Source organism: Burkholderia lata, from assembly GCF_902499025.1.
In the GTDB taxonomy this organism is placed as follows: domain Bacteria; phylum Pseudomonadota; class Gammaproteobacteria; order Burkholderiales; family Burkholderiaceae; genus Burkholderia; species Burkholderia lata_C.
The window spans coordinates 142,136-159,100 of record NZ_CABVPW010000006.1 but is presented as its reverse complement, the minus strand read 5'-3'; the positions used below and the strand labels follow the sequence as shown (position 1 = coordinate 159,100).

The following is a 16,965-nucleotide window of genomic DNA, read 5'->3' as shown; positions in this document are numbered from 1 at the left end:
GGCGGCGGCGTTACAGCGGCACGACGTCGGGACGGTTGCGCGGAAACTGCGCAATCACGTCCGGCGCGACGTTCAGGTGCGCTTCGACGAGCTGCGGCGGCGTATGCGCGAGCCAGTCGGACAGCGACACTTCCGCATAGCGGTCGGTCTTGAAGATCTCGAGGAACACCAGGTCGGTGTTGCCGGTGTTCTGCACGTAATGCCCGAGGCTCTTCTTCACGTAGCCGACGTCGCCCGCGCGGAAATCCGCCGTCTGCGCCTTCGGCCCCGTGTCGAACACGGTCATCCGTGCGTCGCCCTGCAGGTAGTACTGCCATTCGTCCGCGTTCGGGTGCCAGTGCAGCTCGCGCATGCCGCCCGGATGCACGGTGACGAGCGCCGCCGCGACGGTGGTCGATACATTGAAGTTCGTGCTGTCCGCGATCCGCACTTCGCCGCCGCGCGTCTTCCTGACCGGCTTCATGTCGCCGAGCGAGAAGATGAACGGATGCGGCGGCGCCCCTGCCGACGATGCCGACGCGCGCTGGGCTTCCGCGAGCGGGCCGGGCTCGTCGCCCTGGAAAATCCAGAGGTTGTCGAGCGGAATGTTCCTGAACGCATCGGCCGATACGCCGAAATTGAGTGCGAGCACGTCGGGCGGCGTGTGCGCGATCCAGTCGGTCAGCAGCAGCGTGTTGAATTCGGATGCGCGGCCGTTATCGAACGCAAGCAGGAATTCGGCGCCGTCGGTGCCGAGGCCCTGCAGCGAATGCGGCAGTCCGGGCGGGAAATACCAGAGATCGCCGGTTTTCACGTCCTGCACCGACGGCCACCCCGATTCGTCCAGCACCGTGATCCGGCAGCGGCCGTCGAGCATGATGGCCCACTCGGCCTGCTGGTGCCAATGCATCTCGCGAATGCCGCCGCGCGTGAGGCGCATGTTGACGCCGGAAATGGTTTCTGAAATCGCAAAATCGTCCTGCGTGACTTCACGCGCCCATCCGCCGTTTTGAATGCGTTTATGTGCATTATTGAACGAGGCCCAGAATAACGGCATGCCGTTGATATCGGTGGCCGGCGGATCCTGAAAGGACGGAAACTGATTGGCGATTGCCGGATTTTCAGGCCCCGGGTCGGTCAGGCTCTGGCGGTTGCCTGCATTCACCGCGCCTTCCGGCGGGCGGTCCGGGTTGCCGAACGAGGCAGCCCTGGCCGATACCGCGATACCCGCGGCGGCAATGGCACCGGCCGTTCCCGCCAGCATCTTGCGTCGAGAAAGATTCGTCATGGTTTCCTCTTCATTCCTGAGATTGAGCGAATTTCCATTACGGAACACATGCCGTTTTTCGGATTATCGAAAATCGAACATCCCGTGACGCAAGTTAAATCCAATTCTCGTTAAAACTTAAATGAATTATTAACCTGAATTAATTAGTTAATCTGATTCTCTTTAATTTTGTAATTATTCAGGTGCTGTGGGGTGCGGGACACAGGTGAATCGGTCGAATCAAGTGAAGGTGGAAATGCAACCGTGCGCGGTCGTCATGCCATCCATTCGCTTTGGATAACTGATCGAATGGAGCCGCAACAGACATTTGCCGATATGTCGAACGTCATCCAACCCGGTCGGGTCGGGATACGACTCACTCCCACTGCATTTCGTCGAACCCGCGTGACGCGAACATTGCGTCAAAAGCCTCCTGCGGCAAGCAAAACGCTCGGTGACGGGTCGAATATTCCTGTCAGGCATATTTTGCGTTTATGCCTGACAGGAATAATTTGTCAGCCCCGCCCACGCCCCTGCCCTTGCCACCCAGCTCCCTTTCGACCCTATCACCTATCCTCACACCATAGTTTTTATCCGCTGGCGCGAATGATTTTGGCTTTGTTAGATGGATGACATTCGATCATCAGACGACAACGATCTAACAGCCGATGACCTGCGCATTTGCCCGTACCGTCGAATCCCGCTATGCCGAGCTGACGCCGACGGCCAAGCGCATCGCGAGCTACATGCTCGCGAACCTCGACCGGCTCGGGCTCGAGACGGCCGACCAGATCGCGCAGCAAGCCGGCACCAGCGGCATCTCGGTCGGGCGCTTCCTGCGCAGCGTCGGCTACCGCAACCTCGACGACCTGAAGCGCGAACTGCGCGGCGGCGGCGACCGACCGTGGATGATCACCGACCGGCTCGACGAATACCGCCGCGTGGCCGGCACGACACTGGCCGAACCCGACGGCAACGGCAGCGACAGCCCGCTCGCGTCGTCGCTCGAGCGCGAGCTCGATGCGATCCGCCACGTGTACCGGCTCGCCGAAAGCCCGGTATTCGCGCAGGTGGCCGACCGGATCGCGCATGCGGACGCCGTGTTCATCCTCGGCATCCAGTCGACGCGCGGGATCAGCAACGCGTTCAGCAGCTACCTCGAGTACCTGCGCCCGCGCGTGTTCTATTCGGACGGCCAGTCGGGCTCGTACGTCGATTCGCTGAACTCCGAATTCGAGCGGCCGTACTGCATCGTCACCGATACGCGCGCGTATTCGCGCAGCGCACGCCGCTATTGCCAGGCGGCGGCCGAGCGCGGGCAGCCGTTCGCGCTGGTTACCGATCTCTCGTGCCCGTGGGCGCGCGACTGGCCGGCCGACCTGCTGCAGGTGAAGACCGACGTCGGCCAGTTCTGGGATTCGCTCGCGCCGCTCACCTGCCTGTTCAACCTGCTGATCACGGCCGTGGTCGACCGCCTCGGCCCCGCGATCGACCGGCGCGTCGCGCGCAACCGCGAACTGCAGCACACGTTCGATCAATTCGAATCCTGAATGCCTGAATGCGAGTGCCCTCCGAACCGCCGATGAACGCTCACCGCCTCGTTGAAATCACGCCCGCCACGCATCGCGTCGACATCGATCTCGTCTACGCGACCGACCGCAACCTGACCGGCAAGCCGATCTACCGCCACGCGCACTGCCTGCTGCTGGAGCCGGCCGAAGCCGCGCTGCGCCGCGCGGTGGACGTCGCCGCGCAGGCCGGCTTCACGCTGCGCATCTACGACGCGTACCGCCCGCCGCAGGCACAGCAGGTGCTGTGGGATTTCCTGCCCGATCCGAACTTCATCGCCGACCTCGGGCGCGGCTCGAATCACAGCCGCGGCACCGCGCTCGACCTGACGCTCGTCGGCACGGACGGCGAGCCGCTCGACATGGGCACCGGCTTCGACGAGATGGTCGCCGCCTCCGGCCACTTCCACGCGGGGCTGCCCGAAGCCGTGCAACGCAACCGCCTGCTGCTGCTCGGCGTGATGCATGCGGCCGGCTTCGCGCACATCGACAGCGAATGGTGGCACTACGAATTGCCGGGCTCGCGCGCGCTGCCGCAGATCGACAACGCCGACAGCGGCCCATGGCACCTGATGTGATGGCCATACGCATTCCCTTCACCGTTCACGTTCGACGACTTCAACGACTTCAACGACAGATGGAGCGCACATGAAATTGCTGACATCCCGGCTCGTCGCGGCGCTGGCCGCCGCGTCCGTTCTCGCCGCCGTTCCGCTTTCCGCCGCGCGTGCGGAAACGCCGAAGGACATGTTCGTGATGGCCACGCTGCTCGACGAATTCACGACGCTCGACCCGGGCGAGATCTACGAGCTGGTGCCGGAGGAATACGTCGCGAACACGTACGACCGGCTCGTGCGCGTCGACCTGCGCGATCCGTCGAAATTCAACGGCGACGTCGCGCAGTCGTGGACGGTGAGCCCCGACGGGCTGACCTATACGTTCAAGCTGCGCCCCGGCCTCAAGTTCCACTCGGGCAACCCGCTGACGGCCGACGACGTCGCCTGGTCGATCCAGCGCGCGGTGCTGCTCGACAAGGGCCCGGCCGCCGTCCTCACCGGCATCGGGCTCACGAAGGCGAACGTCGTTGCCAACGTGAAGAAGCTCGACGACCAGACGGTGTCGGTCACGACCGACCAGAAGTACGCGCCGACCTTCGTGTTGAACGTGCTCGGTTCGTGGCCCGCATCGGTGCTCGACAAGAAGCTGCTGCTGTCGCACCAGCAGGGCAACGACTTCGGCAACGCGTGGCTGAAGACCAACGAAGCCGGCTCCGGCGGCTACAAGCTGGTCAAGTGGACGGCCGGCGATAGCCTCGTGCTGCAACGCTTCGACGGCTACCGGCTGCCGCTCGCGATGAAGCGCATCGTGCTGCGTCACGTGCCCGAAGCCGCGAGCCAGCGCCTGCTGCTGGAGAACGGCGACGTCGATGCGGCACGTGACCTGAGCCCCGACGATCTGGTGGCGGTCGCGAAGTCCGGCAAGGCGAAGGTGTCGGCGTCGCCGCAGGCGACGCTGCTGTATCTCGGCCTGAACACGAAGAACCCGACGCTCGCCAAACCCGACGTGCAGGAAGCGCTGAAGTGGCTCGTCGACTATGCGGGCATCCAGGGCAACGTGGTGAAGACGACCTACAAGGTCCACCAGACCTTCCTGCCCGAAGGCTTCCTCGGCACGCTGAACGCGAACCCGTACAAGCTCGACGTCGCGAAGGCGAAGGCACTGCTCGCGAAGGCGGGCGTGCCGAACGGCTTTACGGTGACGATGGACGTGCGCAACGACTATCCGTACACCGAGATCGCGCAGGCCGTGCAGGCGAACTTCGCGCAGGCGGGCATCAAGGTGCAGCTGATCCCCGGCGACAACAAGCAGACGCTCGCGAAATACCGTGCGCGCCAGCACGACATCTATATCGGCGAATGGTCGGCCGACTACATCGATCCGCACAGCAACGCGCAGGGTTTTGCGTGGAACCCCGACAATTCCGACAAGTCGAGCTATAAAATGCTGGCCTGGCGCAACAGCTGGGACATCCCGCAACTGACGAAGGAAACCGACACCGCGCTCGCCGAACCGACCGCCGCGAAACGCGCGCAACGGTACCAGGCGATGCAGAAGGAAATGCTCGCGCGCTCGCCGTTCGTGATCATGTTCGAGAAAGTCGCGCAGGTCGCGACGCGGCCCGGCGTGAGCGGGCTCGAAGTCGGGCCGATCAACGATCTCGTGTCGTACCGCAACCTGAAGAAGCAATAAGATTCGCCGCATGTCGACTCCCGCCTCCTCCCTCGAAGCCCTGCGCACGCTGCCCGCGCGGCGCCCGGCCGTGCGCTGGGCACTGCGCGTGCTGCGCTGGGCGCTCACGCTCGCCGTCACGTTCGCGGGGCTGCTCGCGCTGACGTTCGTGATCGGCCGCAAGGTGCCGATCGATCCCGTGCTCGCGATCCTCGGCGATCGCGCGTCGGCCGAGGCGTACGCGGCCGAACGCATCGCGCTCGGGCTCGACAAGCCGCTCGTCACGCAATTTCTGATCTATGCGCGCGACGTGCTGCACGGCAATCTCGGCATGTCGCTGCTGACCGCGAACCCCGTGCTCGACGACATCAAGCGCGTGTTCCCGGCCACGCTCGAACTGGCGACGATCGCGACGCTGATCGGCATCGCGATCGGCGTGCCGCTCGGCGTCGCGGCCGCCGTGAAGCACAACCGGCCGATCGACCACATCGCGCGCTTCGTCGGGCTGATCGGCAATTCGGTGCCGGTGTTCTGGCTCGGGCTGATGGGGCTGCTGCTGTTCTACGCGCGGCTGCACTGGGTCGGCGGGCCCGGCCGGCTCGATCCCGTGTACGACGGGATGGTCGACACGCGCACGGGCAGCCTGCTGATCGACGCGGCGCTCGCGGGCGAGTGGGACGTGTTTCGCAACGCGGTGTCGCACATCGCGCTGCCGGCCGCGATCCTCGGCTACTACTCCGTGGCCTATCTGAGCCGCATGACGCGCTCGTTCATGCTCGACCAGCTGAGCCAGGAATACATCGTCACCGCGCGCGCGAAGGGCTTGTCCGAGCGGCGCGTGATCTGGCGGCATGCGTTCGGCAACATCATGGTGCCGCTGCTCACCGTGATCGCGCTCACGTACAGCAACCTGCTCGAAGGCTCGGTGCTGACCGAGATCGTGTTCGCATGGCCGGGGCTCGGCTCGTACCTGACCGGCGCGCTGCTGAACGCCGACATGAACGCGGTGCTCGGCGCGACGCTCGTGATCGGCGCGATGTTCATCACCGTCAACCTGCTGACCGACGCGCTGTACCGCGTGTTCGATCCGCGTGCGCGCTGAGGGCCGCCACGACATGACCGCCTCCACCCTGCTTCTTTCATCGCCCATGCCGAAGGTCGTCCATTCATGAACGCCGAGCGCCTCACGCTTCGTGCGTGGCTTCTCTCCGACGCGCCCGCGTCGCGCTCGCAGGCCGCACTCGGCCTCGCATACCGACGCTGGCGTCGTTTCGCCGCGAATCCGCTCAACCTGTTCGGGCTCGCGATCCTCGTTGCACTGATCGTCGTCGCGATCGTCGGCCCGCTGATCATGCCGCACGATCCACTGCGCCAGGTGCTGTCCGACCGGCTGCTGCCGCCCGGCTCGCCGTCGCACTGGCTCGGCACCGACCAGCTCGGCCGCGACATCCTTTCGCGGCTGATCGCCGGTTCGCGCCTCACGCTCGGCATCGCCATCCTCGTCGTCGTGATCGTCGTACCGATCGGCCTCCTGATCGGCACGACGGCCGGCTATTGCGGCGGCTTCGTCGACAGCGTGCTGATGCGCATCACCGACATCGCGCTCGCGTTCCCGAAGATCGTGCTCGCGCTCGCGTTCGCCGCCGCGCTCGGGCCGGGCGTGATTAACGCGGTCATCGCGATCTCGATCACTGCGTGGCCCGCGTATGCGCGGCTCGCGCGCGCGGAGACGATCCGCATCGCGCAGGCCGATTACATTCACGCCGCGCGGCTGCAGGGCGCGTCGGGCCCGCGCATCCTGCTGCGCTACATCGTGCCGATGTGCATGTCGTCGGTAATCGTGCGCGCGACGCTCGACATGGCCGGCATCATCCTGACCGTCGCGGGCCTCGGCTTCCTCGGCCTCGGCGCGCAGCCGCCGAGCCCCGAATGGGGCTTCATGGTCGCGTCGGGCCGCAACGTGCTGCTCGACGCGTGGTGGGTCGCGACGCTGCCCGGCTGCGCGATCCTGCTCGTGAGCCTCGCGTTCAACCTGCTCGGCGACGGGCTGCGCGACGTCTTCGATCCGCGTCATGGAGCGTGACATGCCACTGAATTCCGCCTCCTCGCCCGCGCCGCTTTGCGAGATCGACGGCCTGAAGATCGGCTTTCGCGGCCATGACGGCACCGTCACCGATGCGGTGCGCGACCTGTCGCTGACGCTCGCCCCCGGCGAACGGCTCGGCATCGTCGGCGAATCGGGCTCCGGCAAATCGCTGACGGGCCGCGCGTTGCTCGGCCTGCTGCCCGACGCCGCGCGCTGGTCGGCACGCACGATGCGCTTCGCGGGCCACGACCTGCTCGCGATGTCGCCGGGCGAACGCCGGCGGTTGTGCGGCGGCCAGATGGGCATGATCCTGCAGGACCCGAAATATTCGCTGAACCCGGTGATGACGGTCGCGAAGCAGATGGGCGAAGCGTTCCGGCTGCGCGAGCCGGGCCTGCGCGGCCGCGCGCTGCGCGAGCGGATCGTCGACGCGCTCGCGGCCGTGCAGATACGCGACCCGGCGCGCGTCGCCGATGCGTATCCGCACGAGCTGTCGGGCGGCATGGGCCAGCGCGTGATGATCGCGATGATGGTGTCGACCGGCCCGCGCCTGCTGATCGCCGACGAGCCGACCTCCGCGCTCGACGTCGCCGTGTCGATGCAGGTGCTCGCGGTGCTCGACGCGATGATCGCGCGGCACGGCACGGGCCTGATGTTCATCAGCCACGACCTGCCGCTCGTGATGTCGTTCTGCGATCGCGTCGCGGTGATGTACGCGGGACGCGTGGTCGAAACCTGCGCCGCGCGCGACCTGCGCAACGCATCCCATCCCTATACGCGCGGGCTGCTCGCGGCGAACCCGCCGCTCGCGAACCCGCCGGACGAACTGCCCGTGCTGCGGCGCGATCCCGCGTGGCTCGAGCCCGCATCGCACGCCGGCACGCCCGCCGATCGACAGGAGGCCGCACGATGATCGACGTCGATCACGCATCGATCCGTTTTCCGACCCGCACGGGCCACGTCGACGCCGTGCGCGACGCGAGCTTCGCCGTGCGCGACGGCGAAGTGTTCGGGCTCGTCGGCGAATCGGGTTCCGGCAAGTCGACGCTGCTGCGCGCGCTGACGGGGCTCGTGCCGCTCGCGTCCGGCAGCCTGACGATCGACGGCCGGACGGTGGGCGGCACACCCGATCGTGCGTTTCGCCGACACGTGCAGATGGTGTTCCAGGATCCGTATGCGTCGCTGCATCCGCGCTTCACGGTCGACCAGACGCTGCGCGAGCCGCTGTCGATCCACGGCATGGGCGACACCGATGCGCGCATCGCCCGCGCGCTATCCGAGGTCGGACTCGGCCCCGCATTCCGGTTCCGCTATCCGCACCAGTTGTCGGGCGGCCAGCGGCAGCGCGTCGCGATCGCGCGTGCGCTGATCGTCGAGCCGCGCGTGCTGCTGCTCGACGAGCCGACGTCCGCGCTCGACGTGTCGGTGCAGGCCGAGATCCTGAACCTGCTGCGCCGCCTGCATCGCGAACGCAACCTGACGATGATCCTCGTCAGCCACAATCTCGCGGTGATCGGCTTCCTGTGCCAGCGCGTCGCCGTGATGCAGCATGGCGAGATCGTCGAGCAGCTGCGGATCGAGGACGTGCGCGCCGGGCAGGTGGCGCGCGATTACACGCGCACGTTGCTGAATGCGACCGAAGGCTATCGCCGTCTCGACCCGGTGGCGGGCGCGCCGGCGGCCTGACATTTGCGCGACGCGCCCGCGTGCGATACTCGGCGCGCCATGCACCGACCGGCCGCGCATGGAACCCTGATGCGCCGCACGGGTCAACTTCGTTTCGTCAACAGCTCAACCGCAATAGGGAGGCGTTCATGCTGCAATTCATCGAAACCCTGGTCGTCGGGCTCATCGTCGGCCTCCTCGCCCGCGCGCTCAAGCCCGGCGACGACAAGATGGGCATCCTGATGACCACCGTGCTCGGCATCGTCGGTTCGCTGTTCGCCGGCTACGTCGGACGCGCCGCCGGCTGGTACGCGCCGGGCCAGGGCGCGGGCTGGATCGCGTCGATCATCGGCGCGATCGTGCTGCTCGTGATCGTCGGCGTGGTACGCAAGCGCATGAACTGAACGGCGCACCTTCGGCTCCAACGCAAAACGGCCGCTCATCCCGAGCGGCCGTTTTGCTTTCCGGACGGCGCCAGGCCGTTGCCTGCACAACGGTCGCGCAGGCCGTTCGCCCTCCCATCCTATGCCACCCGGCATTTCCCTGACTTGCGATTGCGCAGATTCGGCCTACATTGATTAAAGCAATGCGCAATCGTTTGCCGATTGCCATTATTTCGATTTTTTCGTTCAAGAGGTCCGATGGTTTTGCCGTTTACGCATACAGCATCGCAGCGTTGACGGACTGCCACCCGAGCGGCCCCGCTGCGACGCGCTTCCTCTCTGGAGCCTGTCATGAAGCATCGCCCTATCGCCGCCTCGTTCGTCCTGGCTGCCTCGCTTCTGGCCACTTCCTCGTCCTTTGCCGCCGGCGCGTCCGGCATCATCCACTTCTCCGGCATGATCGTCGAGCCGCCCTGCTCGTTCGCGCTCGATACGGCCGATCTCGCCCGCGGGCACGTCCGCCCAGACTGTCCTCGCCCGGCAAGCGGCCAGATTGCGTTCGTCGACGCCGCGAGCCAGCAGGCCATCAAGACCACGACCTTTACTCAGGCCTCGCGCGCAATCGTTTTACCTAACCGTCCGGGCAACAACCAGGCGCCGATGATCGCCGTCGTGACGTACCAGTAAAGCGGTCTGCCGGCGCGGCACCCGACGGGTTCCGCGCGCCGGTTCGGCGCACGTGCGCACTTCGCCGGTCAATCGCGATGGCGCGCGATCCAGTCGCTGAACGCGCGGATCTTCTGCTGGTTGCCGATGTTCTCGGGATAGACGAAGAAGTAGCGCGCGCCCGTCTCGAGCACGATGTCGAACGGCCGCTCGAGCCGACGCGCGCTGACGTCGTCGTCGACGAGCGTCACGTCGCCGATCGCGACGCCGAAGCCCTGCATCGCCGCGTTCGTCGCGAGATCGAGCGTGTCGAATGTCGGTCCGCGCGCGGGATCGACGCTGCGCTCGCCCGCGTGATCGAGCCACGCGCGCCAGTCGCGATGGTCGCGAGTCGGATGCAGCAGCGTATGGCGCGCAAGATCGCCGATCGCGTCGAGCGGCGACGTCTGCCGCAATTCGGGCGCGCAGACGGGTGTCAAGCGCTCGTCGAACAGCGGCAGCGCAAACACGCCAGCGCCCGGCGACGTCCCGTAGACGATCGCCGCATCGAACGGCTCGGTCGAAAAATCGACGACGTGCTGCCACGCGGTCGTGATCTGCACATGGAGATCGGGGTGCTCGCCCTGGAAGCGCATGATGCGCGGCAGCATCCAGCGCATCACGCAGGTCGGCACCTTCAGCGCGAGATCGGTGCGCTGCCGCGTGAGCTTCATCGAAATATCTTCGATCCGCGCGAAGCTCTCGTTGACGACCGGCAGCAATTGCTCGCCTTCCGCCGTCAGCGTGAGGCCCTTCGCATGCCGCTTGAACAGCGGAAAACCGTAATGCGCCTCGAGCGTCTGGATCTGCCGGCTTACCGCACCCTGCGTGATGCACAGCTGCTCGGCCGCGCGCGTGAAGCTGCGGTGGCGAGCCACCGTCGAGAAGATCTGCAGCGCGTGCAGGGGCGGAAGTCGGCGCATGAGGAAGGCAAACGGAAAAACGGCGCGGAGGGACCGCGCGCCGACCCCGGCGCGCGCTGTCCGACACGATAAGCCAAACGCCGGCTTTGCGCGAGGCGCGGGACGCTCAGGCCGTCGCGGTGAGCGCGCCCGCCACGATGCGCGCCGCCGACGCAACGACGTCCGCGCGGGCCGTTGCGGCGGCCTGCGGCTGCGTGAACGACACGGCCATCACGATCGGCGCACGCGACGGCGGCCACAGCACCGCGACGTCGGTCGTCGTGCCGTAACCGCCCGTGCCGGCCTTGCCCGCGACGCGCCAGCCGGGCGGCACGCCCGCCGCGACGCCGGTCGCGCCGCGCGCGCCGCCAGCCATCCATTCCGTCAATTGCGTGCGCTGCGGCTCCTGCAGCGTGTTGCCGAGCAGCAGCCGCTGCAGCGTGTCGACCATCTCGACCGGCGTCGACGTGTCGCGTTCGTCGCCGGGCGCCGCATTGTTCAGTTCGGGTTCCCAGTGATCGAGGCGGAACGACGTGTCGCCGCTCGCGCGCGCGAACGCCGTGACGGCCTGCGGGCCGCCGAGCACGCCCATCAGCAGGTTGCCGGCGCCCTTGTCGCCCGACTGCAGCATCGCCACGCAAAGCTGCTCGATCGTCATGCCCGTGTCGACGTGGCTTTCCGTAATCGGCGAGCCTGCAACGATTTCATAGCGGCGGTACAGAATACGGCGCGGCAGCAGCGACGCGTCGAGCGAGCCGCGCGCGAGCATCGCGGCGGCCGCGACGACCGCGTACGTGCCGCACAGCGGGAAGCGCTCGCGCGCATGGTGAGCGATGCGTACGCCGTTCGACGTATCGAGCGCGGCGACGCCGAGCCGGCCATTCGAGGCCTTTTCGAGCGCGGTCAATTCAGCCTGGGCGGCGTGGGCGCGCCCCTGGTCGGCGACCGGCGCGGAGCTGCACGCGGCGACGAACGGCGCGGCAACGGCGGCAAGCAACAGCGAGCGGCGTGTCGGAGAGTGTTCCATGAATGTCGTGTGTTCTGTCGGAATCGGTGGCACGAAGCAGCTCGGGCACGCGTTGAAGAAGCGCACCCGTTCACGCCGACAGCCGGCCCGCGACGGCATTCGCCGCGCATCCCCGAAAGACGACCGTCGGCCCCGCGACGCGCGGGACTCGCATGAACAGACCCTAGCGTAGCAGCGACCGCCGCCACGTTCCAGCGAAACGGCCCTGCTTCACCCTTGCGACGAAGGCAGGTAAGGCATCGGATTGACCGGCTTGCCGTCGCGTCGCACTTCGAACAGCAGCGCGACACGCGAGTTGTCGAGATCGCCCATTTCCGCGATCTCGTCGCCCTGGCGCACGATGTCGCCCGTCTTCACGAGCAGCTTGCGGTTGTGTGCATAGGCGGTCAGGAAATCCGCGTTGTGCTGGACGATGATCAGGCTGCCGTAATCGTTCAGGCCGGTACCCGCGTACATCACGCGGCCGGCGGCGGCGGCACGGACCGGGTCGCCCGGCCGGCCGGCGATCTGGATGCCGCGGTTCTGCCCCGGCCGGAACCCGTCGACGATCTTGCCGCTCGCGGGCCACTTGAGCGCAACACCGCCCGCATGCCGCTTCGTTTCCTTGACGACCTGACGGTCGCTTGCAGTCGATGCGGTGGTCTGCGCGGCTGGCGGGTTGCCTGCCGCACCATTGCCCGCGGCCGACGATGCGGCCACCTGCGTGCCGGCCGCGCCCGGCGGCGGCAACGGCTGCTGCTTGACGATGCGCAGCACCTGCCCCATGCGCAGCCTGCCGTTCGCGCCCAGCTTGTTCCAGGTGCGCAGGTCGGCAATGCTGCAGCCGTTCGCGGACGCGATGCCCGTCAGCGTGTCGCCGCGCTTCACGACGTACTTCTGCGCGACGAAAATCGGCGCCGGCGGCGGTGTGTCGGCCGACGGCGCAGCGACGGACTGGCTCGGCGATGATGATGATCCCGCCAGCGTGTCGCTCGGCGGGACGGACTGCGTGCCTGCACAACCGGCCATGACGAGCACGGCGGCCAGGCCCGGCAGCCACGCCGCGTTGCGGTGAATCTCGCGCGTTTTCATGGACGATCCGACTCCGGTTTGACAATCTTTCAAGCATCTCAAAAACGGAACGGCCGACGTGTAACCGGATGCAAACAATGATGACAAACGATCACGAACCGGATGCCGGCCGGCATTCGCTACCGGTAATACGGTCCGATTCAGAAAAACTTGATGGTCTTTTTGCAGGAAAGCGGAAGAATTTTCGTCTCGGGAAACTATGACGAATTTATTTCAATAGACGCGAAGCGTCGACCGTCGCCCGCGGCGGCACGCGCCTGCCGCGACGTTCAGCGCAGCCACGTGGCGAGTTCGGAACACGCCCACGCGACGCCGATGCACAGGAACAGCACGTGCAATGCGATCTTGAACGACACGCTCCACGACGGATCGATCTGCATGACAGGCTCCCCGGTTGATGTGCGGCCATGATCCGCCATCGATCGCACCCCGAAAATGCGGAAGCGGCGAATCGGGCCTCAGGCTGCGCCTGAGACCTCGGCTGCGGTTCCCTGCTAACTTATCGGCCATTCCAACAAGATTGCCCCCACCGACCATGCGCTTCGACCTGACCGACCTGCGGCTCTTCCTGAACATCTGCGAGGCCGGCACGATCACGAGCGGCGCCGAGCGGACCCACATCACGCTGCAGGCCGCGAGCGAGCGCATCCGCGGCATGGAAGACGAGCTCGGCGTGCCGCTGCTGCACCGAACCAAATCGGGTGCACAGGCCACCGATGCGGGCCGCGCGCTCGAACACCACGCGCGTACGGTGCTGCAGCAGATCGACCACATGCGCGGCGAACTGCAGCAGTATGGCCAGGGGCTGCGCGGGCATATCCGGCTGCTGTGCAACACGGCGTCGCTGAGCGAATACCTGCCCGACGCGCTGGCCGACTACCTGCCGCATCATCCGAAGCTGTCGATCAGCGTCGAGGAGCGCTCGAGCCAGGAGATCGTGCATGCGATCCGCAACAAGACGGCCGAAGTCGGCATCGTCGCCGATTCGGTCGGGCTCGGCGGGCTCGAACAGAAGCCGTTCCGCGAGGACTGGCTGATCGTCGTCGTGCCGGCCGCACATCCGCTCGCGTCGCAGCACAAGGTCGCGTTCGACACGATCGCCGATGCCGACTTCATCGGCCTCACCGACGGCAGCGCGCTGCAGGTGCATCTTGCCGACCAGGCGCGCGCGCTCGGCAAGCGGATCCGCTATCGCGTGCAACTGAAGAGCTTCGATGCGATCTGCCGCGTAATCGCCAGCGGCGTGGGCATCGGCATCGTGTCGCGCCATGCGGCCGAGCGCGCGATGCAGACGATGGACGTGCGCCTCGTCGAGCTGTCCGATCCGTGGAGCCACCGCAGGCTGAAACTGTGCGCGCGGTCGTTCGATGCGCTGCCGAAGTACACGCGCGAATTCGTCGCGTTCCTGTCGGGCGAAACCACACCGCGGTGACGTGCGCCGCTGGCGGTCGATGCCGCGATGCACGGCCCGCTTCGCTTCGATCCTTATGGATAACGTTTTCTCACAAGATCGGGTGAGCGCACATCGCCGGCTAGCCATCCTGATCGCCGCTTCCGCATCGATATCCCGCGCTGCGCGTCACCTCATCCGTAAGAAATTCCGGTAATTCCCGCGATATTCCGATCTCGCGCCCCACGCCACGCTTCCCACTATCCGGGTTTTTCCCGTCCCGTCCGGCATGAAAGTTCATTGACATCATGCCGATCGCTGCCTAAATTTGGAAAACGTTTTCCAATACATCCGCGCGACGCCGGTCACGGCCCGTGCAGGGAGAACGCTTGCCCGCTCGATGGGTGATTCAGGCCGTCCGTCTTCAGGGATCAGGGTTCAAGACGGCGGCCAGGGACGGGCATCGAGCGCGGCAACGGCCATACCCGCCCGGCCTTCATCACTATTCAAAACTGGAGACACAATGCATCCGCGCAGCAGATTCGCGCTCGGCGCCGCGCTCAGCGCCCTTTCCGTCCTGTTCGTCAGCGCCTGCGGCGGCAACGACGTGACCGACACGCCGTCATCCTCTTCGCCGCCCCCGTCCACGACACCGTCGCTCGCGTCGAACTCGCTGCAGGCGCTCGTCTACGGCGCGCCCGACACCAGCGTGCCGGCCGGCGCGAACGTGCCGGTCACGATGATGGGCCAGATGCGCGCGCTGTTCGACCTGATCCGGAAATCGCCTGACTTCACGCAGGTCGTGATGGATCTCGGCGACGGCACGCCGGTCCACGTGCTCGACACGAACACCGGCGACAAATTCCTGCCGGGCAAGCTCGCGCTCGGCCTGTCGTACATCCTGATCGACATGAAGTCGAAGAACGATCCGCAGTACGCGAGCTACCTCGCGACCTACCAGACGATCACGACCGCGATGATGGCGCAGTCGGGCAGCAACTACACGTACGCGAATACGTCGTGGGGCGAGTACTACTACCTCGTCGCGCTGAACAACCTGAAGGCGCACGGGATGCTCAACGAAGTCTTCAGCGACGCGATGCTCGCGACACTGCAGCAGCGGCTCACCTTCTGCGACATGTTCGGCCCCGATGCGAGCGGCAAGACCGATACCTGCCCCGCAGCCGGCACGCCGATCGACATCGCGTCGCTCAACACCGCGCAGAACTACTATGCGGTGTCCTACGGAATTGCCGGGCTGCGCCAGAAGCTCGGCTGGAGCAGCCCGACGTTTGCAGCGAAGACCGATCCGTCGGTCGCGACGATGGGCGCGCGCGACGCGCTGCTGTACACGCTCACGAACCATATCCGCAACGACTCGTCGGGCGGGTTCTCGGACGAAGCGTCGAACACGCACACGACCTACTACGACCAGGCGCGCTTCGACCGCTACAGCACGCTGCTGATCGGCGAAGTGACCGAGCGCACGTTCGAGATGGGTAACGAGGCAAACCTCACGCCCGAGCTGAAGGGCTATCTGCGCAAGTCGGTCGACCTGATCCTGCCGCAGCTGAACGCGAACGGCCAGGGCTTCAACTACGGCCGCTCGATCGGCCCGTACGGCGATTCGGCGTTCATGGAAGTGCTGACGGCCGCGGCCAATGCCGGCGTGCTGACCGATCAGGAGAAGCAGGTCGCGTATGCGTTCATCTACCAGGCCGCGCATCGGTTCGACACGTACTGGTACGACCCGTCGCTGCCGACGCCGTCGGTGAACATGTGGGTCAAGGGCCGCGGCACGGACGCGTATCGCGGCAAGCCGCGCGTGATGGGCGAGAACTTCAGCCTGCTGCACCAGTACCTGTACGTGAACGCGTGGTGGAACAAGCTCGGCTTCGGCGGCAAGGCGCCGATGGCCGATGCGGACTACAACGCGTGGCTCGACGCGCTGCCGCACTACACGCTCACCTGGTACAACCAGCCGGGAGACACCGCGCATCCGTACAGTGCGGCGCTCGTCACCGTGCGCGACGGGCGGCGCGTGATCAACCTGAACCTCAGCCAGGCGCCCGACTACAACTCGTACACGCCGTACTACCCGGTGCCGTTCTCCGACAAGCTGATCTACGGCACGACCGATCTCGGCTACGCGCTGCTGGTGCCGCAGGTGTCGTACAACGGGAAGACCTACATTCCCGTCACGTACTACAAGAACCTGAACGTCCAGCAAAGCAACGGCCAGGTGATCGTGTCGTTCGATACCGCGAAGTTCCGGCTCGCGTCGAAGAACGCGGCGTACACGACGGATCTCGACCTGCAGGTGCATACGGTGCTGACGTTCGCGCACGGCTCGGTCGCACGCAGCGATACGCTGAGCACGGGCACGCTCACCGGCAACCTGTCGGTCGAGACGGACTTCACGTCGTTCGCGGATTTCGCGTCGACGCAGGCCAACGGCGACGGCGTGTCGGTGACCTACGCGAACAGCGCCGCGACCGGCTATGCGGCGTCCGGGTTCGACGCCTGCGCGCTGTCCGCCTTCGATACGGCGAACGGCACGACGAATCCGCTGTCGACGACGCCGATCGGCCAGTTGCATTCGAACTTCGCGTGCACGACGAAGCCGTTTGCACTCGGTACGGGCGCAACCCGCACGTTCGGATGGACGCTGAAGTACGCCGATCCGGCGTGAG

General features: G+C 66.2%; 15 protein-coding genes. 11 read left to right on the top strand and 4 right to left on the bottom strand.

What is annotated here, in order from left to right:
- Positions 1 to 10: 10 nt before the first annotated feature.
- Positions 11 to 1,267, bottom strand: coding sequence for an oxalate decarboxylase family bicupin (locus BDI24065_RS08325; RefSeq protein ID WP_175030812.1), 1,257 nt, complete (start codon positions 1,265 to 1,267; stop codon positions 11 to 13).
- Between the two features lie 647 nt (positions 1,268 to 1,914).
- Here BDI24065_RS08325 and sapR point away from each other — a divergent pair.
- The 9 genes from sapR (at position 1,915) to BDI24065_RS08280 (ending at position 9,864) form a co-directional block, all read left to right on the top strand.
- Positions 1,915 to 2,796: a sap1 transcriptional regulator SapR gene (sapR, locus tag BDI24065_RS08320; protein ID WP_175030811.1), complete on the top strand. Its 882-nt coding sequence runs from the start codon at positions 1,915 to 1,917 to the stop codon at positions 2,794 to 2,796.
- A gap of 32 nt (positions 2,797 to 2,828) precedes the next feature.
- A complete protein-coding gene (gene ddpX, locus BDI24065_RS08315) occupies positions 2,829 to 3,392 on the top strand; it encodes a D-alanyl-D-alanine dipeptidase (protein ID WP_175030810.1) in 564 nt (187 codons plus the stop codon).
- A gap of 70 nt (positions 3,393 to 3,462) precedes the next feature.
- Complete coding sequence (locus BDI24065_RS08310; protein WP_175030809.1) at positions 3,463 to 5,064, top strand: ABC transporter substrate-binding protein; 1,602 nt, start codon at positions 3,463 to 3,465, stop codon at positions 5,062 to 5,064.
- Positions 5,065 to 5,074: 10 nt separating this feature from the next.
- On the top strand, positions 5,075 to 6,145 hold the full coding sequence (locus BDI24065_RS08305) for an ABC transporter permease (protein ID WP_046548070.1): 1,071 nt from the start codon (positions 5,075 to 5,077) through the stop codon (positions 6,143 to 6,145).
- A 66-nt stretch (positions 6,146 to 6,211) separates the two neighbouring features.
- Positions 6,212 to 7,126: a nickel transporter permease gene (nikC, locus tag BDI24065_RS08300; protein ID WP_175030808.1), complete on the top strand. Its 915-nt coding sequence runs from the start codon at positions 6,212 to 6,214 to the stop codon at positions 7,124 to 7,126.
- A gap of 1 nt (position 7,127) precedes the next feature.
- The gene (locus BDI24065_RS08295; protein ID WP_175030807.1) at positions 7,128 to 8,042 is read left to right on the top strand and encodes an ABC transporter ATP-binding protein; all 915 of its coding nucleotides are present in this window, start codon (positions 7,128 to 7,130) and stop codon (positions 8,040 to 8,042) included.
- Positions 8,039 to 8,815, top strand: coding sequence for an ABC transporter ATP-binding protein (locus tag BDI24065_RS08290; protein ID WP_175030806.1), 777 nt, complete (start codon positions 8,039 to 8,041; stop codon positions 8,813 to 8,815). Before BDI24065_RS08295 ends, BDI24065_RS08290 begins: the two co-directional genes overlap by 4 nt.
- Before the next feature lie 128 nt (positions 8,816 to 8,943).
- Entirely contained in the window at positions 8,944 to 9,198 is a 255-nt protein-coding gene (locus BDI24065_RS08285) for a GlsB/YeaQ/YmgE family stress response membrane protein (protein ID WP_175030805.1), read from the top strand.
- A gap of 330 nt (positions 9,199 to 9,528) precedes the next feature.
- A complete protein-coding gene (locus BDI24065_RS08280) occupies positions 9,529 to 9,864 on the top strand; it encodes a type 1 fimbrial protein (protein WP_174916546.1) in 336 nt (111 codons plus the stop codon).
- Positions 9,865 to 9,932: 68 nt separating this feature from the next.
- On the opposite strand, the gene BDI24065_RS08275 is transcribed toward BDI24065_RS08280, so the two are convergent.
- The 3 genes from BDI24065_RS08275 to BDI24065_RS08265 form a co-directional block, all read right to left on the bottom strand.
- Positions 9,933 to 10,805, bottom strand: a complete 873-nt coding sequence (locus tag BDI24065_RS08275) for a LysR substrate-binding domain-containing protein (protein WP_175030804.1) — start codon at positions 10,803 to 10,805, stop codon at positions 9,933 to 9,935.
- Positions 10,806 to 10,911: 106 nt separating this feature from the next.
- The gene (gene bla, locus BDI24065_RS08270; protein ID WP_175030803.1) at positions 10,912 to 11,811 is read right to left on the bottom strand and encodes a class A beta-lactamase; all 900 of its coding nucleotides are present in this window, start codon (positions 11,809 to 11,811) and stop codon (positions 10,912 to 10,914) included.
- 210 nt (positions 11,812 to 12,021) lie between these two features.
- The gene (locus BDI24065_RS08265) at positions 12,022 to 12,882 is read right to left on the bottom strand and encodes a peptidoglycan DD-metalloendopeptidase family protein (RefSeq protein ID WP_175030802.1); all 861 of its coding nucleotides are present in this window, start codon (positions 12,880 to 12,882) and stop codon (positions 12,022 to 12,024) included.
- A gap of 535 nt (positions 12,883 to 13,417) precedes the next feature.
- On the opposite strand from BDI24065_RS08265, the gene BDI24065_RS08260 reads away from it, so the two are divergent.
- Complete coding sequence (locus BDI24065_RS08260) at positions 13,418 to 14,314, top strand: LysR family transcriptional regulator (protein ID WP_175030880.1); 897 nt, start codon at positions 13,418 to 13,420, stop codon at positions 14,312 to 14,314.
- A gap of 481 nt (positions 14,315 to 14,795) precedes the next feature.
- Positions 14,796 to 16,964: a hypothetical protein gene (locus BDI24065_RS08255; RefSeq protein WP_175030801.1), complete on the top strand. Its 2,169-nt coding sequence runs from the start codon at positions 14,796 to 14,798 to the stop codon at positions 16,962 to 16,964.
- Position 16,965: the final 1 nt, after the last annotated feature.

Bases quoted from the DNA above. Each gene is read 5' to 3' on its own strand.
- BDI24065_RS08310 (WP_175030809.1), top strand. From the start codon at position 3,463: ATGAAATTGCTGACATCCCGGCTCGTCGCGGCGCTGGCCGCCGCGTCC.
- BDI24065_RS08290 (WP_175030806.1), top strand. From the start codon at position 8,039: ATGATCGACGTCGATCACGCATCGATCCGTTTTCCGACCCGCACGGGC.
- BDI24065_RS08325 (WP_175030812.1), bottom strand. From the start codon at position 1,267: ATGACGAATCTTTCTCGACGCAAGATGCTGGCGGGAACGGCCGGTGCC.
- nikC (WP_175030808.1), top strand. From the start codon at position 6,212: ATGAACGCCGAGCGCCTCACGCTTCGTGCGTGGCTTCTCTCCGACGCG.
- sapR (WP_175030811.1), top strand. From the start codon at position 1,915: ATGACCTGCGCATTTGCCCGTACCGTCGAATCCCGCTATGCCGAGCTG.
- BDI24065_RS08305 (WP_046548070.1), top strand. From the start codon at position 5,075: ATGTCGACTCCCGCCTCCTCCCTCGAAGCCCTGCGCACGCTGCCCGCG.
- BDI24065_RS08280 (WP_174916546.1), top strand. From the start codon at position 9,529: ATGAAGCATCGCCCTATCGCCGCCTCGTTCGTCCTGGCTGCCTCGCTT.
- BDI24065_RS08295 (WP_175030807.1), top strand. From the start codon at position 7,128: ATGCCACTGAATTCCGCCTCCTCGCCCGCGCCGCTTTGCGAGATCGAC.
- BDI24065_RS08275 (WP_175030804.1), bottom strand. From the start codon at position 10,805: ATGCGCCGACTTCCGCCCCTGCACGCGCTGCAGATCTTCTCGACGGTG.
- ddpX (WP_175030810.1), top strand. From the start codon at position 2,829: ATGAACGCTCACCGCCTCGTTGAAATCACGCCCGCCACGCATCGCGTC.
- bla (WP_175030803.1), bottom strand. From the start codon at position 11,811: ATGGAACACTCTCCGACACGCCGCTCGCTGTTGCTTGCCGCCGTTGCC.
- BDI24065_RS08265 (WP_175030802.1), bottom strand. From the start codon at position 12,882: ATGAAAACGCGCGAGATTCACCGCAACGCGGCGTGGCTGCCGGGCCTG.
- BDI24065_RS08285 (WP_175030805.1), top strand. From the start codon at position 8,944: ATGCTGCAATTCATCGAAACCCTGGTCGTCGGGCTCATCGTCGGCCTC.
- BDI24065_RS08255 (WP_175030801.1), top strand. From the start codon at position 14,796: ATGCATCCGCGCAGCAGATTCGCGCTCGGCGCCGCGCTCAGCGCCCTT.
- BDI24065_RS08260 (WP_175030880.1), top strand. From the start codon at position 13,418: ATGCGCTTCGACCTGACCGACCTGCGGCTCTTCCTGAACATCTGCGAG.